The organism is Caulobacter sp. X (genome assembly GCF_002742635.1).
In the GTDB taxonomy this organism is placed as follows: domain Bacteria; phylum Pseudomonadota; class Alphaproteobacteria; order Caulobacterales; family Caulobacteraceae; genus Caulobacter.
In genome coordinates, this window is sequence record NZ_PEGF01000002.1 from 591,538 (window position 1) to 604,930 (window position 13,393).

The 13,393-nt window shown below is 67.6% G+C and carries 14 protein-coding genes and 1 pseudogene; 13 read left to right on the forward strand and 2 right to left on the reverse strand.

The window, feature by feature from the left end; translation table 11 throughout:
- The first annotated feature begins 40 nt into the window (after window positions 1-40).
- Window positions 41-433, forward strand: a complete 393-nt coding sequence (locus CSW60_RS15090) for a hypothetical protein (RefSeq protein ID WP_099538149.1) — start codon at window positions 41-43, stop codon at window positions 431-433.
- An 81-nt stretch (window positions 434-514) separates the two neighbouring features.
- A complete protein-coding gene (locus tag CSW60_RS15095; RefSeq protein WP_099538150.1) occupies window positions 515-724 on the forward strand; it encodes a hypothetical protein in 210 nt (69 codons plus the stop codon).
- 4 nt (window positions 725-728) lie between these two features.
- Here the strand turns inward: CSW60_RS15095 and CSW60_RS15100 are convergent, their stop codons facing one another.
- Window positions 729-1,070 (reverse strand): endonuclease domain-containing protein, encoded by a 342-nt coding sequence (locus CSW60_RS15100; RefSeq protein ID WP_099538151.1) that lies wholly within the window; start codon window positions 1,068-1,070, stop codon window positions 729-731.
- Window positions 1,071-1,414: 344 nt separating this feature from the next.
- Here CSW60_RS15100 and CSW60_RS24070 point away from each other — a divergent pair, with 344 nt between their 5' ends.
- The 4 genes from CSW60_RS24070 to CSW60_RS15115 all read left to right on the forward strand — a co-directional run bounded on the left by CSW60_RS24070 (window position 1,415) and on the right by CSW60_RS15115 (window position 4,351).
- Window positions 1,415-1,507 carry a hypothetical protein gene (locus tag CSW60_RS24070; RefSeq protein WP_236634334.1) on the forward strand — a complete coding sequence of 31 codons (93 nt, stop codon included), beginning with the start codon at window positions 1,415-1,417 and terminating at the stop codon, window positions 1,505-1,507.
- A 421-nt stretch (window positions 1,508-1,928) separates the two neighbouring features.
- Window positions 1,929-2,360 carry a 50S ribosomal protein L11 gene (rplK, locus tag CSW60_RS15105; protein ID WP_099538152.1) on the forward strand — a complete coding sequence of 144 codons (432 nt, stop codon included), beginning with the start codon at window positions 1,929-1,931 and terminating at the stop codon, window positions 2,358-2,360.
- Window positions 2,361-2,365: 5 nt separating this feature from the next.
- Window positions 2,366-3,055 (forward strand): 50S ribosomal protein L1, encoded by a 690-nt coding sequence (rplA, locus tag CSW60_RS15110; RefSeq protein ID WP_099538153.1) that lies wholly within the window; start codon window positions 2,366-2,368, stop codon window positions 3,053-3,055.
- A 72-nt stretch (window positions 3,056-3,127) separates the two neighbouring features.
- Window positions 3,128-4,351 carry a TIGR03862 family flavoprotein gene (locus CSW60_RS15115; RefSeq protein WP_099538154.1) on the forward strand — a complete coding sequence of 408 codons (1,224 nt, stop codon included), beginning with the start codon at window positions 3,128-3,130 and terminating at the stop codon, window positions 4,349-4,351.
- A 31-nt stretch (window positions 4,352-4,382) separates the two neighbouring features.
- Here the strand turns inward: CSW60_RS15115 and CSW60_RS15120 are convergent, their stop codons facing one another.
- Entirely contained in the window at window positions 4,383-5,729 is a 1,347-nt protein-coding gene (locus CSW60_RS15120) for an alpha/beta fold hydrolase (protein WP_099538155.1), read from the reverse strand.
- A gap of 525 nt (window positions 5,730-6,254) precedes the next feature.
- On the opposite strand from CSW60_RS15120, the gene rplJ reads away from it, so the two are divergent.
- From rplJ to rpoB, 7 genes and pseudogenes are all read left to right on the forward strand, one after another.
- Complete coding sequence (gene rplJ, locus CSW60_RS15125) at window positions 6,255-6,773, forward strand: 50S ribosomal protein L10 (protein WP_099538156.1); 519 nt, start codon at window positions 6,255-6,257, stop codon at window positions 6,771-6,773.
- Between the two features lie 44 nt (window positions 6,774-6,817).
- The gene (rplL, locus tag CSW60_RS15130; RefSeq protein WP_066686474.1) at window positions 6,818-7,201 is read left to right on the forward strand and encodes a 50S ribosomal protein L7/L12; all 384 of its coding nucleotides are present in this window, start codon (window positions 6,818-6,820) and stop codon (window positions 7,199-7,201) included.
- Between the two features lie 151 nt (window positions 7,202-7,352).
- A complete protein-coding gene (locus tag CSW60_RS15135; protein ID WP_143324195.1) occupies window positions 7,353-7,547 on the forward strand; it encodes a DUF5808 domain-containing protein in 195 nt (64 codons plus the stop codon).
- A 50-nt stretch (window positions 7,548-7,597) separates the two neighbouring features.
- Window positions 7,598-7,675, forward strand: a pseudogene (locus CSW60_RS24390) (hypothetical protein); the annotation flags it as partial.
- A 43-nt stretch (window positions 7,676-7,718) separates the two neighbouring features.
- Window positions 7,719-8,750: a YCF48-related protein gene (locus CSW60_RS15145; RefSeq protein WP_099538159.1), complete on the forward strand. Its 1,032-nt coding sequence runs from the start codon at window positions 7,719-7,721 to the stop codon at window positions 8,748-8,750.
- Window positions 8,751-8,785: 35 nt separating this feature from the next.
- Window positions 8,786-8,944, forward strand: a complete 159-nt coding sequence (locus CSW60_RS15150) for a hypothetical protein (protein WP_099538160.1) — start codon at window positions 8,786-8,788, stop codon at window positions 8,942-8,944.
- 350 nt (window positions 8,945-9,294) lie between these two features.
- Window positions 9,295-13,365, forward strand: coding sequence for a DNA-directed RNA polymerase subunit beta (rpoB, locus tag CSW60_RS15155; RefSeq protein WP_099538161.1), 4,071 nt, complete (start codon window positions 9,295-9,297; stop codon window positions 13,363-13,365).
- Window positions 13,366-13,393: the final 28 nt, after the last annotated feature.

The window sequence follows — 13,393 nt, forward strand, 5'->3', positions numbered from 1 at the left end:
TCCGTCCCCGGCGCCTCCACCGGCCTCATGCTTTACCCTCATGAGCCAGACCCACACCCCCGCCGCCCGCTCGCCGCGCCAGTGGTGCGATGAGATGCAGACCAAGCTGATGGCCGCCCTCGACGAGGCCTGGCGCATCGCCGAGACCAGCGACGACCCCGCCGTCCAGGCCCGCGCCCGCGAGAAGGTCAAGCTGTGCGGCCAGATGGCCGCCACGGCCCGCAAGATCGCCGCCATGACCCCGCCGGAAAAGCGCGCCAAGGCGGCGCCCGAGCATCCGCTGGACCTGATCGAGGACTTCGTCCGCCGCCTGGACAAGTCGACGAAGGCGGTGGAGGCGGAGGCGGAGAAGGTCGAAACGCCCGACCCCCAGCCCCGCGCCGCCCAGGCGCTGGCCATGCAGGCGGCGCTGGCGAAGCTGAAGCGGCGGTAGGGGCTGTCGCGCCGGGGCGTGGGCTTGAAAAGCGCCCGCCAGGCGCTCTAGGGTTGAGCTCCGAACCGAAGGAGCCCGGTCGTGTCCCTGGTGAGCCTGCTGTCGCGCTTCGAAAAGAAGCCGCTGAAGATGACGCTGACGCTGATCGCCGCGTTCGTGGCTTTCCGGCTCATCGGCGAGTTCGGCGTCGGCTTCGTCGATGGCGTGATCGCGGCGTTCCGCGACTGGGGAACCCCTCTCTTCGGAGAGAGGGAGGGGCCCGTCCCGACGGCAGTCGGGATGGGAGGGTGAGTGGCTAGGGCCTCACCGCCCGCAGCGCCGCCAGGATGTCGTCCGCCGTCCCGCCAGGATCGGCCAGGACCCGGGCGTTCGGGAATCGCAGGACCCTGTATCCCAACCGCTTCAGCGTTTCCGTGCGCTGGTGGTCGTAGTCCTCGCGTCCGTCATGCGCCGCGCCGTCCAGCTCGACGATCAGCTTGCGGGCCTCGCAGACGAAGTCGGCGAAGTAGCGATCGATCGGGCGCTGTCGCGTGAACTTGAAGCCGCCCAGGCGGCGGTCGCGGACCAGTTTCCAGAGGATCCTCTCGGCCAGGGTCTGGGTCTGGCGAAGACGTCTGGCGGTGGCGGTCCTGTCCATGGCGAGAGCGTGGCCACCGCATCGACGGAGCTCAACCAAAGGAATCGGTGTTTCAGCGCTTAAAATCCCTCTCTTCGGAGAGAGGGAGGGGCCCGCCGCGAAGCGGCGGGAGGGTGAGTGGTTAGGGCTTCAGGGTTCGGCGAAGGCGTCTTACCTGTGGGCCCAGGGTGGGCGCGGCTACCGATCGAGTCCAACCGGAAGGGGCGGGGTCTCTGGCCGACGGCGGACCACTCACCCTCCCACCGCCTCCGGCGGCGGGCCCCTCCCTCTCTCCAAAGAGAGGGTTTCGCTTGCCGGACCCCCTTCGTCAGCGCCCCGTCTCCCGCAGACGGAGCCATCCTTACATCTCACGGCGAGACGATCGCGGGGCTGAGCGGGTTGCTCAAGGACGACGCTCCGCGTCGCCGCGCCGCGGCCGGCCGGAGGCCGGTCCTTGACCAACCCGCTCAGCCCCGCACGCTCCAGCCTCCAAGAGATGTAAGGTTGGGTCCGACCTGGGAGGTCGGGATATGACCCCGGGAGACGCCAACCGAAATCCCTCTCTTTGGAGAGAGGGAGGGGCCCGCCGCGAAGCGGTGGGAGGGTGAGTGGTAGGCCCGGACAGCACGACTTGGCTGCGGAAGATCTCTCCAGAGAGAGGGATTTCGCGCTGACGGCCTCGGCGCTTGCTCCACCCCACACCCCTAGACTCCCGTCCCCCCGCCTGCTACACGCCCCGCCTCGCTCCCGGACCCCGCGTCCTGGGGCGCGCTCGTCGTTTAGGCTCCCGCCTCCGCAACGAGATCAAATCCGTGGAAGGGTCGCCAAGCCCGCACCACGGCTCACCAGCGAGGGCTCCGGCTCTCACGAGAGGACACTATGGCTAAGAAGATCCTGGGCTACATCAAGCTCCAGGTGAAGGCTGGCTCGGCCACGCCTTCGCCCCCCATCGGCCCGGCTCTGGGTCAGCGCGGCGTCAACATCATGGGCTTCTGTAAGGAGTTCAACGCGCGCACCGAGAACGTCGAAAAGGGCACCCCCCTGCCGACCGTCATCACGGTCTATCAGGACAAGTCGTTCACCTTCGTCACCAAGACGCCCCCGGCCACCTTCTACCTGAAGCAAGCCGCCAAGATCCAATCGGGCGCCAAGCTGACCGGTCGCGAGACCGTCGGCTCGATCTCGCGCACGCAGCTGCGTGAAATCGCCGAGAAGAAGATGAAGGACCTGAACGCCAACGATATCGAGGCCGCGGCCCGCATCATCGAAGGCTCCGCCAAGGCCATGGGCCTGAAGATCGTGGAGGCCTAAGAGTCATGGCTAAGCAACCCAAGCGCATCAAGGCCTGGACCGGCGACCGCGACGCGGCTCACTCGCTGGAATCGGCGATCAAGCTGGTCAAGGAAAACGCCAAGGCCAAGTTCGACGAGACCATCGAGATCTCGGTGAACCTGGGCGTCGACCCGCGTCACGCCGACCAACAGGTCCGCGGCGTCGTGAACCTGCCCTCGGGCACCGGCCGTGACGTCCGCGTCGCCGTCTTCGCCAAGGACGCCAAGGCGGCCGAAGCGACCGCGGCGGGCGCCGAGCACGTCGGCGCCGAGGATCTGTACGAAAAGATCAACGGCGGCTTCATGGACTTCGATCGCGTCATCGCGACCCCGGACATGATGGCCCTGGTCGGTCGCCTCGGTAAGGTGCTGGGCCCGCGCGGCCTGATGCCGAACCCGAAGGTCGGCACCGTGACCCCGAACGTCGCCCAGGCCGTCAAGGACGCCAAGGGCGGCGCCGTGGAGTTCCGCGTCGAAAAGGCCGGCATCGTCCACGCCGGCATCGGCAAGGCCTCGTTCACCGAGGACGCCCTGCTGGTCAACGTCAAGGCTCTGATCGAAGCCCTGAACCGCTCCAAGCCCTCGGGCGCCAAGGGCGTGTTCATCAAGCGCGTCGGCCTGTCCTCGACGATGGGCCCGGGCTTCAAGGTCGACATCGCGTCGATCAACGGCTGATTTCAGCCTGAAGCCAGACAATGAGAAGGGCGGGGCCTTGCGGCTCCGCCCTTTTTCTTTGATGCAAGGTCGATGACTTCCGCGAGCCCTGACGAACGGATCCTCGACGTCGCCGTGATCGGCGGCGGGCCGGCGGGGCTGATGGCGGCCGAGACGGTGGCGAAAGCCGGCAAGTCCGTGGCCGTGTTCGAGAAGATGCCGACCTTCGGCCGCAAGTTCCTGATGGCCGGGCGCGGCGGGCTGAACCTGACGCATTCGGAGGACTTCGAACGGTTCGCGCGGCGCTATGGCGAGCGCTCGCCGACGCTTTCGCCGATGCTGCAGGCGTTCACGCCCAAGGACTTGGTCGCCTGGGCCGAGGGGCTGGGGCAGGAGACCTTCGTCGGCGCCAGCGGGCGGGTGTTCCCCAAGGCGATGAAGGCCTCGCCGCTGCTGCGGGCCTGGCTTTCGCGGCTGGAGGGGCTGGGCGTTGATTTGAAGCCGCGCGCGACCTGGAAGGGCTGGGACGCGGTCGGCCATCTGCTGATCGAGGACCCCGACGGCCGCCACGTCGTGCGGGCTCGCGCCACCATCCTGGCCCTGGGCGGGGCCAGCTGGCCCAAGCTGGGCTCGGACGCGGCCTGGGTTCCGCTGTTGCGGGTCGGCGGGACCGACATCGCCCCGTTCCGCCCGGCCAACTGCGGCTTCGACATCGGCTGGAGCGCCTTCTTTTCCGAGCGCTTCGCCGGCGAGCCGCTGAAGAACGTGGCGCTGCGGATGGGCGAGGCGCGGGCGCGGGGCGATGCGATGGTGGCCCGCTACGGCCTCGAGGGCGGGGCGGTCTACGCCCTGGGCGGGGCGGCGCGCGACGCGGCCTTAGGGGGCGGGGCGACCCTGACGATCGACCTGCGGCCCGACATCCCGGTCGAGACCCTGGAGCGCCGCCTGCACGCCCCGCGCGGCGGCCAGACCCTGACCAACTTCCTGCGCAAGGCCCTGAAGCTGTCGCCGGTCGAGATCAACCTGCTGCGCGAGGCCCACGGCGTCGACCTGCCCCAGTCCCCCGCGGCCCTGGCGGCGGCGATCAAGGCCGCGCCGCTGGCGGTCACCGGCGTCCAGCCGCTGGACCGCGCCATCTCGGCCGCCGGCGGGGTGCGGTTCGAGGGGCTGGACGGCCTGTTCCTGAAGGGCCGCCCGAACGTGATCCTGGCCGGCGAGATGCTGGACTGGGAGGCCCCGACCGGCGGCTACCTGCTGCAGGCCTGCTTCGCCACGGGCGTGGCGGCGGGCCGGGCGGCGCTGGGACGGTTGGGATGAGAGAAACCCTCTCCCGGTGGGAGAGGGTTTCCTACCGCATCGCCGCCTTAATCCTCGCCGCCATCGCCTCCAGGTCCTTCGGATCGGCCGGGGCGTTCTCGGCCAGGTAGGCGGGCTTGCCGGCGATGCGGGGGATCACGTGGACGTGCAGGTGCGGCACGCTTTGGCCGACGCCGTTGTTCTGGATGATCATGAAGCCTTCCAGCCCCAGGGCCTCGACCTCGGCGCGGCCGACGCGCTGGACGACGGCCATCACCTTGGCGAGGTCGGCGGGGTCCATCTCCAGGATGTTGCGGGCCTTGGAGGTCTTGGAGATCACCAGCACGTGGCCGGCCTCCATCGGCGCGCGGTCCATGAAGGCCAGGACGTCGGCGTCCTCATAGACCTTGTAGGCCGGCAACTCGCCCCGGATGATCTTGGCGAAGGGGTTGTTCTCGTCATAGGCGGCGGCCAGCGGGATGCGGGCGCCGGCGGGCGTGATGCTCGGGTCGAAGCGGCCCAGCCAGCGCAGGATCTCGCTGGAGAGCGCGATGCGCGAGTCCGAGAAGCTGTGGTCGGTCGGGTACTGGGCCTCGACGACCGTGTCGGGATGGGCCTCGCGGGCCGCCTTGGCGACGGCGTCGGTCATCTGGCCGATGCCGCGCTCGGCGCCGATCATCAGCACGGGGCGGGCGGCGATGGTCCGCGACAGGGCGGCCAGATCCAGCTTGGCCCGGTCGCGCCCGACCTCGGCGATCAGGGCCTCGGGGCTGGTCCCGGCCAGCGGCGCGGTGTCGGGGCGGATGTCCTCGGCCAGGGCCTTGGGGGCGAGGTGGACGAAGCGCGGGTCGCCGCCGATGTCCCAGGCGTCGAGCAGGATGGTCCCGGCCACGGCCGACGGGCGCGCGGCCGAGGCGCTGGCGGCCATGAACCCGCCCATGCTGTGGCCGGCGACGACGATCCGCTTGGGGTCGATCCGGTACTTGGCGACGTTGGCGGGGGCGGTGAGAAAATCGACGGCGGCTTCGGCGTCGGTCCGCGCATGGGCGAAGCTGAACGCCCCCTGGCTGCCCCACGATCCGCGATAGTTGATCCGCAGCACGTTCCAGCCGGCCCGGCGGACCGCCTGCATCAGGTCGACATTGGTCTCGTTGCCGGGAAAGCCGTGCAGGAACAGCATCGTCGGATGCGGTTTGTCGCCGGACGCGACGTACATCACCGCGTTGATCTTGGCGCCCTGCACGTCGATCTGGAACGCGGCGAGGTTGGCCGGATGGGCCTTGTCGGCGGGCGGATCGGCGACCACGGCCCTGGGCGTCGGCGGCCCCTTCAGCTCGGCGAAGGCCGGCGCGGCGAAGGCCAGGACAAGCGCGGTCAGGGCGGCGGTGAGGCGGTTCATGGGGGCGAGGGTCCGGCTGTTTTGGGCGAGCTTAAGCTGTAAGCGGCGGCGATGACACGTCCTGTCAGCAGCGCCCCCTCCGTCTCGTCGCTTCGCGCCGATCCACCTCCCCCGCAAGCGGGGCAGGAGGAGGTTGATCTTCCTCACCCGTGCAACGGGGGAGGTGGCGCGCGGCGTAGCCGCGTGACGGAGGGGGCGCTGCCGCGAAGCCCCTGTTGAATTCCCGCCAATCTTCGTCTATACGGCCCGCCTCTTCGACGGAGTCCGCTCCGCTGGAGAACCTGTTTGAGAACTGCGGGGCGTGGGGTCACCAACGCCGTAACCGGGGAAGAGCCCTTCCTCGCCGTCGGGAGACAGGGATAGAGACGCCAAGTCCTCCTGCTCGTGGCTTCAGCCCGAGACCGGAGCGCGGCTGACTTTCCTTGGAACAGGCATATGCGACTCGCACGCGGGAGCAATTCCGCATGGGTTTCGCATCTGGCTGCCGGAATGGTCCGGCCGCTGCTAACTGAGTAGGAGACCGCAATGGACCGCGCTCAAAAGCAGGAGTCGATTGAATCGCTGAAAAGCGTGTTCAACGACGCCGGCGCTGTCGTCGTGACCCACTACATGGGTCTGACCGTTGCGGAAATGACCGACCTTCGTCTTCGCCTCCGCAAGGAAGGCGCCGCGATCAAGGTTGTGAAGAACACCCTGGCCCTCAAGGCTCTGGACGGCAAGCTCGGCGACAAGGGCGAAAAGCTCTTCACCGGCCCGGTCGCCATCGCCTACGGCCCGGACGCTGTCTCGGCCGCCAAGGTCGCGGTCGCGTACGCCAAGGAAAACGACAAGTTCAAGCTCGTCGGTGGCGTCCTCGATCAGACCAACGTGCTGGACGAAGCTGGCGTGCGCGCTCTGGCGACCCTGCCGTCGCTGGACGAACTGCGTGGCAAGCTCATCGGCCTCATCCAGGCTCCGGCGACCAAGATCGCTGGCGTCCTGCAGGCCCCGGCTGGCCAGCTGGCTCGCGTTTTCAACGCCTACGCGACCAAAGACGCCGCGTAACGGTCATCCCCGCATCTATCCCAATCTCTCTAAGGAACTGACACATGTCCAAGCTCGAAAAGCTGGTTGAAGAACTGTCCACCCTGTCGGTGCTGGAAGCCGCCGAACTGTCGAAGCTGCTGGAAGAAAAGTGGGGCGTCTCGGCCGCCGCTCCGGTCGCCGTCGCCGCTGCTGGTCCGGCCGCCGCTGGCCCGGCCGAAGCTGCTGAAGAGCAAACCGAGTTCACCGTCGTCCTGGTCGACGGCGGCGACAAGAAGATCAACGTGATCAAGGAAGTCCGTGGCGTCCGTCCGGACCTCGGCCTGAAGGAAGCCAAGGACCTGGTCGAAGGCGCTCCGCAGAACGTCGTCGAGAACGTCTCGAAGCAACAAGCCGAAGAGATCTCGAAGAAGCTCACGGAAGCCGGCGCCAAGATCCAAATCAAGTAATTCGGTCCCGGCGCTCGCCGGGAACCGGGTTCCTTTTGGACCTGCCGAAGCGGCCTCGGAGGGAAACCTCCGGGGCCGTTTTCTTTTGGGGCTCGCGCTGGAAAGGCGTAGCTTGCTTTGGCAGGCTTCGGACGTTCTGGAGACGTCGCCGATGAACGGCTGGTACGACGATTTCGGCTTCTACCACGGGCCCCGCGATCCCCGACTTATCGTGCCCAAGCGCATTCCGATCATGGGCTGGACGATCAACGTCTCCCACCCGAAAGCGCCGTTGCTGGTGCTGCTGACCTGCGGGGCGATCGGGTTGGGGATTTTGGCTCAGGTGTTGTTTCAGGCGGGGCGGTGAGAGGCGGGGGCGATGTCTCCCTCTCCCATGGGGAGAGGGTAGGGTGAGGGGGTACGGCGGTGGGCCTTGTAATCCCTCACCCTCCCACCGCTTCGCGGCGGGCCCCGCCCTCTCCCGCCGGGAGAGGGTTTTGCAGTTGCGCTCTGTCCCATTTCGCCCGAAGCCAGGGGCATGAACCGCAGAGACCTCATCCTGACCGGCGCCGCCGCCCTGGCCTCTGGCGCCGCCTCGCCCGCCTTCGCCGCGCCGGGGCTCGGCGGCATCCGCATCCCGGCCTCCGCCACCGACAGCGAGTTGCGCGGCCTCTCGCCGACCGGCGGCAAGACCTACTGGGCCTCGGGCTCCAAGGGCTGGATCATCCGAGGCGAGGACGAGCGGCAGGATCCGATGCGGATCGTCGGGGCCGAGGCGCTGGACTTCCGGGGGCTGCACGCCTTTTCCGACGACCACGTGCTGGCGATGAGCGCCGGGCCGGGCGACGCCTCGCAGCTGTGGCGCACGACCGACGGCGGCAGGCATTGGGCGCAGGTCGCGGTGAACCAGGACCCGAACGGCTTCTGGGACTCGATCGCCTTCGTCGACGATCGGCGCGGCTTCATCCTGGGCGACCCGACCGAAGGCCGCTTCACCGTGCTCTACACCGCCGACGGGGGGAAGAGCTGGGCGCGGCTGCCGCCCGAGGGCGTGCCGCCGGCCGCCGACGGGGAGGGGGCCTTCGCCGCCTCGAACGGCTGCGTCGCCATCGGCCGCCACGGCCAGGTGGCGTTCTGCACCGGCGGGGCGGGCAGGGCGCGGGTCTATTTCTCGCAAGGCGGCGGCGGGGTGTTCGTGGCGCTGGACACGCCGATCCCGGCCGACGCGCCGTCCAAGGGCGCCTTCGCCGTGGCGTTCGGCAAGCGCGGCGAGCTGTGGGTCTGCGGCGGCGACTACAAGAACCCGCGCGGCCAGGGCGTGAACCTGGCCTGGCTGGCGCCGGGCAGTATCGCCTTCCAGCCGGTGGCCGCGCCGGCGGGCTACCTGTCGGGGATCTCGGTCAAGGGCGAGACGGTGATGGCCACGGGATTGGCGGGGACCATCGTCGCGCGCGACGGCCGGACGTTCGAGCGGGTGTCGGAAGCGCCGATGAACAGCGTGCGCCTGACCTCGAAGAAGACGGGCGTGCTGTGCGGGCCGAAGGGGACGATTGGGCTGTGGCGGGGGTGATGGGAACCTCTCCCCACCGCCCGCGTTCACTCCACATGCTCAAGCTCGCCGGCATCCTGCTCGCTCTGATGATCCTGTTCGGGATCCTTGGTTTCGTGGTCAATGTGGCCGGCGCCATCACCAAGGCGGCGTTCTTCGTCTGCCTGATCGCCCTGGCGGTCTCGTTGGTGATGAAGGCGATGAAGAAGGCCTGATCGCTTTCCGCCGCCCCGGTCTGACGGGGGCGGAAACTTGGCTGGGGATGCGTTGATCCAACGCATTTACGCCCGCTAACGAATCCCCCTTTCCTTCCGCGCCTCCATCCCCTATATCCCCGCGTTCACGATTACATCGGCGGAGCGCTTTGTCGCGTCCGTATGTACGCCCCGAGGCGCGGTCAGCCGCCCTCCGACCAGCGCGAAGGGGCGCCCGTCAGGCTTCCGGTCCCGGTCGCCCGGCAGGGGAATTCCAGCGTCCGCGGCTCTCCGAGCAGGAGAGAAGCGAGGGTGGACGCCAAGGCAATTCGAACTCACGCGCGGACTCCATCCGCGCCCAGGGAAAACACATGGCGCAATCCTTCACCGGCAAGAAGCGGATCCGGAAGTCGTTCGGCCGCATTCCCGAGGCTGTGCAGATGCCGAACCTCATCGAGGTTCAGCGCTCCTCCTACGAGCAGTTCCTTCAGCGCGAGGTCCGTCCGGGCCAACGCCGCGACGAGGGCGTCGAGGCGGTCTTCAAGTCGGTGTTCCCGATCAAGGACTTCAACGAACGCGCCGTCCTGGAATACGTTTCGTACGAGTTCGAAGAGCCCAAGTACGACGTCGAGGAATGCATCCAGCGCGACATGACCTTCGCCGCGCCGCTGAAGGTCAAGCTGCGCCTGATCGTGTTCGAGACGGAAGAAGAAACCGGCGCCCGCTCGGTCAAGGACATCAAGGAGCAGGACGTCTACATGGGCGACATCCCGCTCATGACGGACAAGGGCACCTTCATCGTCAACGGCACCGAGCGCGTCATCGTCTCGCAGATGCACCGCTCGCCGGGCGTGTTCTTCGACCACGACAAGGGCAAGACCCACGCCTCGGGCAAGCTGTTGTTCGCCGCCCGCGTGATCCCGTACCGCGGCTCGTGGCTGGACTTCGAGTTCGACGCCAAGGACATCGTCTACGTCCGCATCGACCGCCGCCGTAAGCTGCCGGCCACGACCTTCCTCTATGCCCTGGGCATGGACGGCGAAGAAATCCTGACGACCTTCTACGACGTCGTTCCGTTCGAGAAGCGTTCTGGCGGCTGGGCCACCCCGTACAAGCCCGAGCGCTGGCGCGGCGTGAAGCCGGAGTTCCCGCTGGTCGACGCCGACACCGGCGAGGAAGTCGCTCCGGCCGGCACCAAGATCACCGCTCGCCAGGCCAAGAAGTTCGCCGACGGCGGCCTGAAGACCCTGCTGCTGGCGCCGGAAGCCCTGACGGGCCGCTACCTGGCGCGCGACGCGGTCAACATGGCCACCGGCGAGATCTACGCCGAAGCCGGCGACGAGCTGGACGTCCCGACGATCCAGGCCCTGGCCGACCAAGGCTTCAGCACCATCGACGTGCTGGACATCGACCACGTCACGGTCGGCGCCTACATGCGCAACACCCTGCGCGTGGACAAGAACGCCATCCGCGAGGACGCGCTGTTCGATATCTATCGCGTCATGCGTCCGGGCGAGCCGCCGACGGTGGAAGCCGCCGAGGCCATGTTCAAGTCGCTGTTCTTCGACGCCGAGCGCTACGACCTGTCGTCGGTGGGCCGCGTGAAGATGAACATGCGCCTCGAGCAAGAGGTGTCGGACGAGGTCCGCATCCTGCGCAAGGAAGACGTCCTGGCCGTGCTGAAGGTCCTGGTGGGCCTGCGCGACGGTCGCGGCGAAATCGACGACATCGACAACCTGGGCAACCGTCGCGTCCGCTCGGTGGGCGAGCTGCTGGAAAACCAGTACCGCGTCGGCCTGCTGCGCATGGAACGCGCGATCAAGGAACGCATGAGCTCGGTCGATATCGACACGGTCATGCCGCACGACCTGATCAACGCCAAGCCGGCCGCGGCGGCGGTGCGTGAATTCTTCGGCTCCTCGCAGCTGTCGCAGTTCATGGACCAGACGAACCCGCTGTCGGAAATCACCCACAAGCGTCGTCTCTCGGCCCTCGGCCCGGGCGGTCTGACCCGCGAGCGCGCCGGCTTCGAAGTCCGCGACGTTCACCCGACCCACTACGGCCGGATCTGCCCGATCGAAACGCCGGAAGGCCCGAACATCGGTCTGATCAACTCGCTGGCCACCCACGCCCGCGTCAACAAGTACGGCTTCATCGAGAGCCCGTACCGTCGCGTGAAGGACGGCAAGCCGCAGGACGAAGTCGTCTACATGTCGGCGATGGAGGAATCCAAGCACGTCATCGCCCAGTCGAACATCAAGGTCGAAGGCGGCGAGATCGTCGAAGACCTGGTTCCGGGCCGCATCAACGGCGAACCGACCCTCCTGCAAAAGGAGACGGTGGACCTGATGGACGTGTCGCCGCGCCAAGTCGTGTCGGTGGCCGCCGCCCTGATCCCGTTCCTGGAAAACGACGACGCCAACCGCGCCCTCATGGGCTCGAACATGCAACGTCAGGCCGTGCCGCTGGTGCAGTCGGACGCCCCGCTGGTCGGCACCGGCATGGAAGCCGTCGTCGCCCGTGACTCGGGCGCCGTCGTGATCGCCAAGCGCACCGGCGTCGTGGAGCAGATCGACGGTACGCGTATCGTCATCCGCGCCACCGAAGAGACCGACGCGGCCCGCTCGGGCGTCGACATCTACCGGATGTCGAAGTTCCAGCGCTCGAACCAGTCGACCTGCATCAACCAGCGCCCGCTGGTGAAGGTGGGCGACAAGATCCGCGCCGGCGACATCATCGCCGACGGTCCGTCGACCGAGCTGGGCGAACTGGCCCTGGGCCGCAACGCGCTCGTCGCGTTCATGCCCTGGAACGGCTACAACTTCGAAGACTCGATCCTGATCTCCGAACGCATCGTCCGTGACGACGTCTTCACCTCGATCCACATCGAGGAATTCGAAGTCATGGCCCGCGACACCAAGCTGGGTCCGGAAGAAATCACCCGCGACATCCCGAACGTCGGCGAGGAAGCCCTGCGCAACCTCGACGAAGCCGGCATCGTGGCGATCGGCGCCGAGGTCCAGCCGGGCGACATCCTGGTCGGCAAGGTCACGCCGAAGGGCGAGTCGCCCATGACGCCGGAAGAAAAGCTGCTGCGCGCCATCTTCGGTGAAAAGGCTTCCGACGTCCGCGACACCAGCCTGCGCCTGCCCCCGGGCGTCGCCGGCACGATCGTCGACGTGCGCGTCTTCAACCGTCACGGCGTCGACAAGGACGAGCGCGCGCTCGCCATCGAACGCGCCGAGATCGACCGCCTGGGCAAGGACCGCGACGACGAGTTCGCGATCCTGAACCGCAACATCTCGGGCCGCCTGAAGGAGCTGCTGGTCGGCAAGGTCGCGCTGTCGGGCCCCAAGGGCCTGTCGCGCGGCGAAATCACCGCCGACGCGCTGTCGCAGATCCAGCCGGGCCTGTGGTGGCAGATCGCGCTCGAAGACGAAAAGGCGATGGGCGAACTTGAGTCGCTGCGCCGCCTGTTCGACGAGAACCGCAAGCGCCTCGACCGTCGTTTCGAAGACAAGGTCGACAAGCTGCAGCGCGGCGACGAACTGCCTCCGGGCGTGATGAAGATGGTCAAGGTGTTCGTGGCGGTGAAGCGCAAGCTGCAGCCGGGCGACAAGATGGCCGGCCGTCACGGCAACAAGGGCGTCATCTCGCGCATCCTGCCGATCGAGGACATGCCGTTCCTCGCCGACGGCACGCACGTCGACGTCGTTCTGAACCCGCTGGGCGTGCCTTCGCGCATGAACGTCGGTCAGATCTTCGAAACCCACCTGGGCTGGGCCTGCGCCAATCTCGGCAAGCAGATCACCAACCTGATGGAAGACTGGCAGGCCGGCGGTCAGAAGCAGGCGCTCATCGATCGCCTGCGCGACATCTACGGCCCGGACGAAGAGCTGCCGGAAACCGAAGAAGAGCTGATCGAGCTGGCCAAGAACCTGGGCAAGGGCGTTCCGATCGCCACCCCGGTGTTCGACGGCGCGCGCATGAGCGACATCGAGGACCACCTCGAAATGGCCGGCGTCAACAAGTCGGGCCAGTCGATCCTGTACGACGGTCTGACCGGCGAGCAGTTCAAGCGTCCGGTCACGGTCGGCTACATCTACATGCTGAAGCTGCACCACCTGGTCGACGACAAGATCCACGCCCGTTCGATCGGTCCGTACTCGCTCGTCACGCAACAGCCGCTGGGTGGTAAGGCCCAGTTCGGCGGTCAGCGCTTCGGGGAAATGGAAGTGTGGGCTCTGGAAGCCTACGGCGCGGCCTACACCCTGCAGGAAATGCTGACGGTGAAGTCCGACGACGTGGCCGGCCGGACCAAGGTCTACGAGTCGATCGTCCGCGGCGACGACACGTTCGAAGCCGGTATCCCGGAAAGCTTCAACGTGCTGGTCAAGGAAATGCGCTCGCTCGGCCTGAACGTCGAGCTGGAGAATAGCTGATCCGGATCTCCCTCTCCCGCCTGACGGC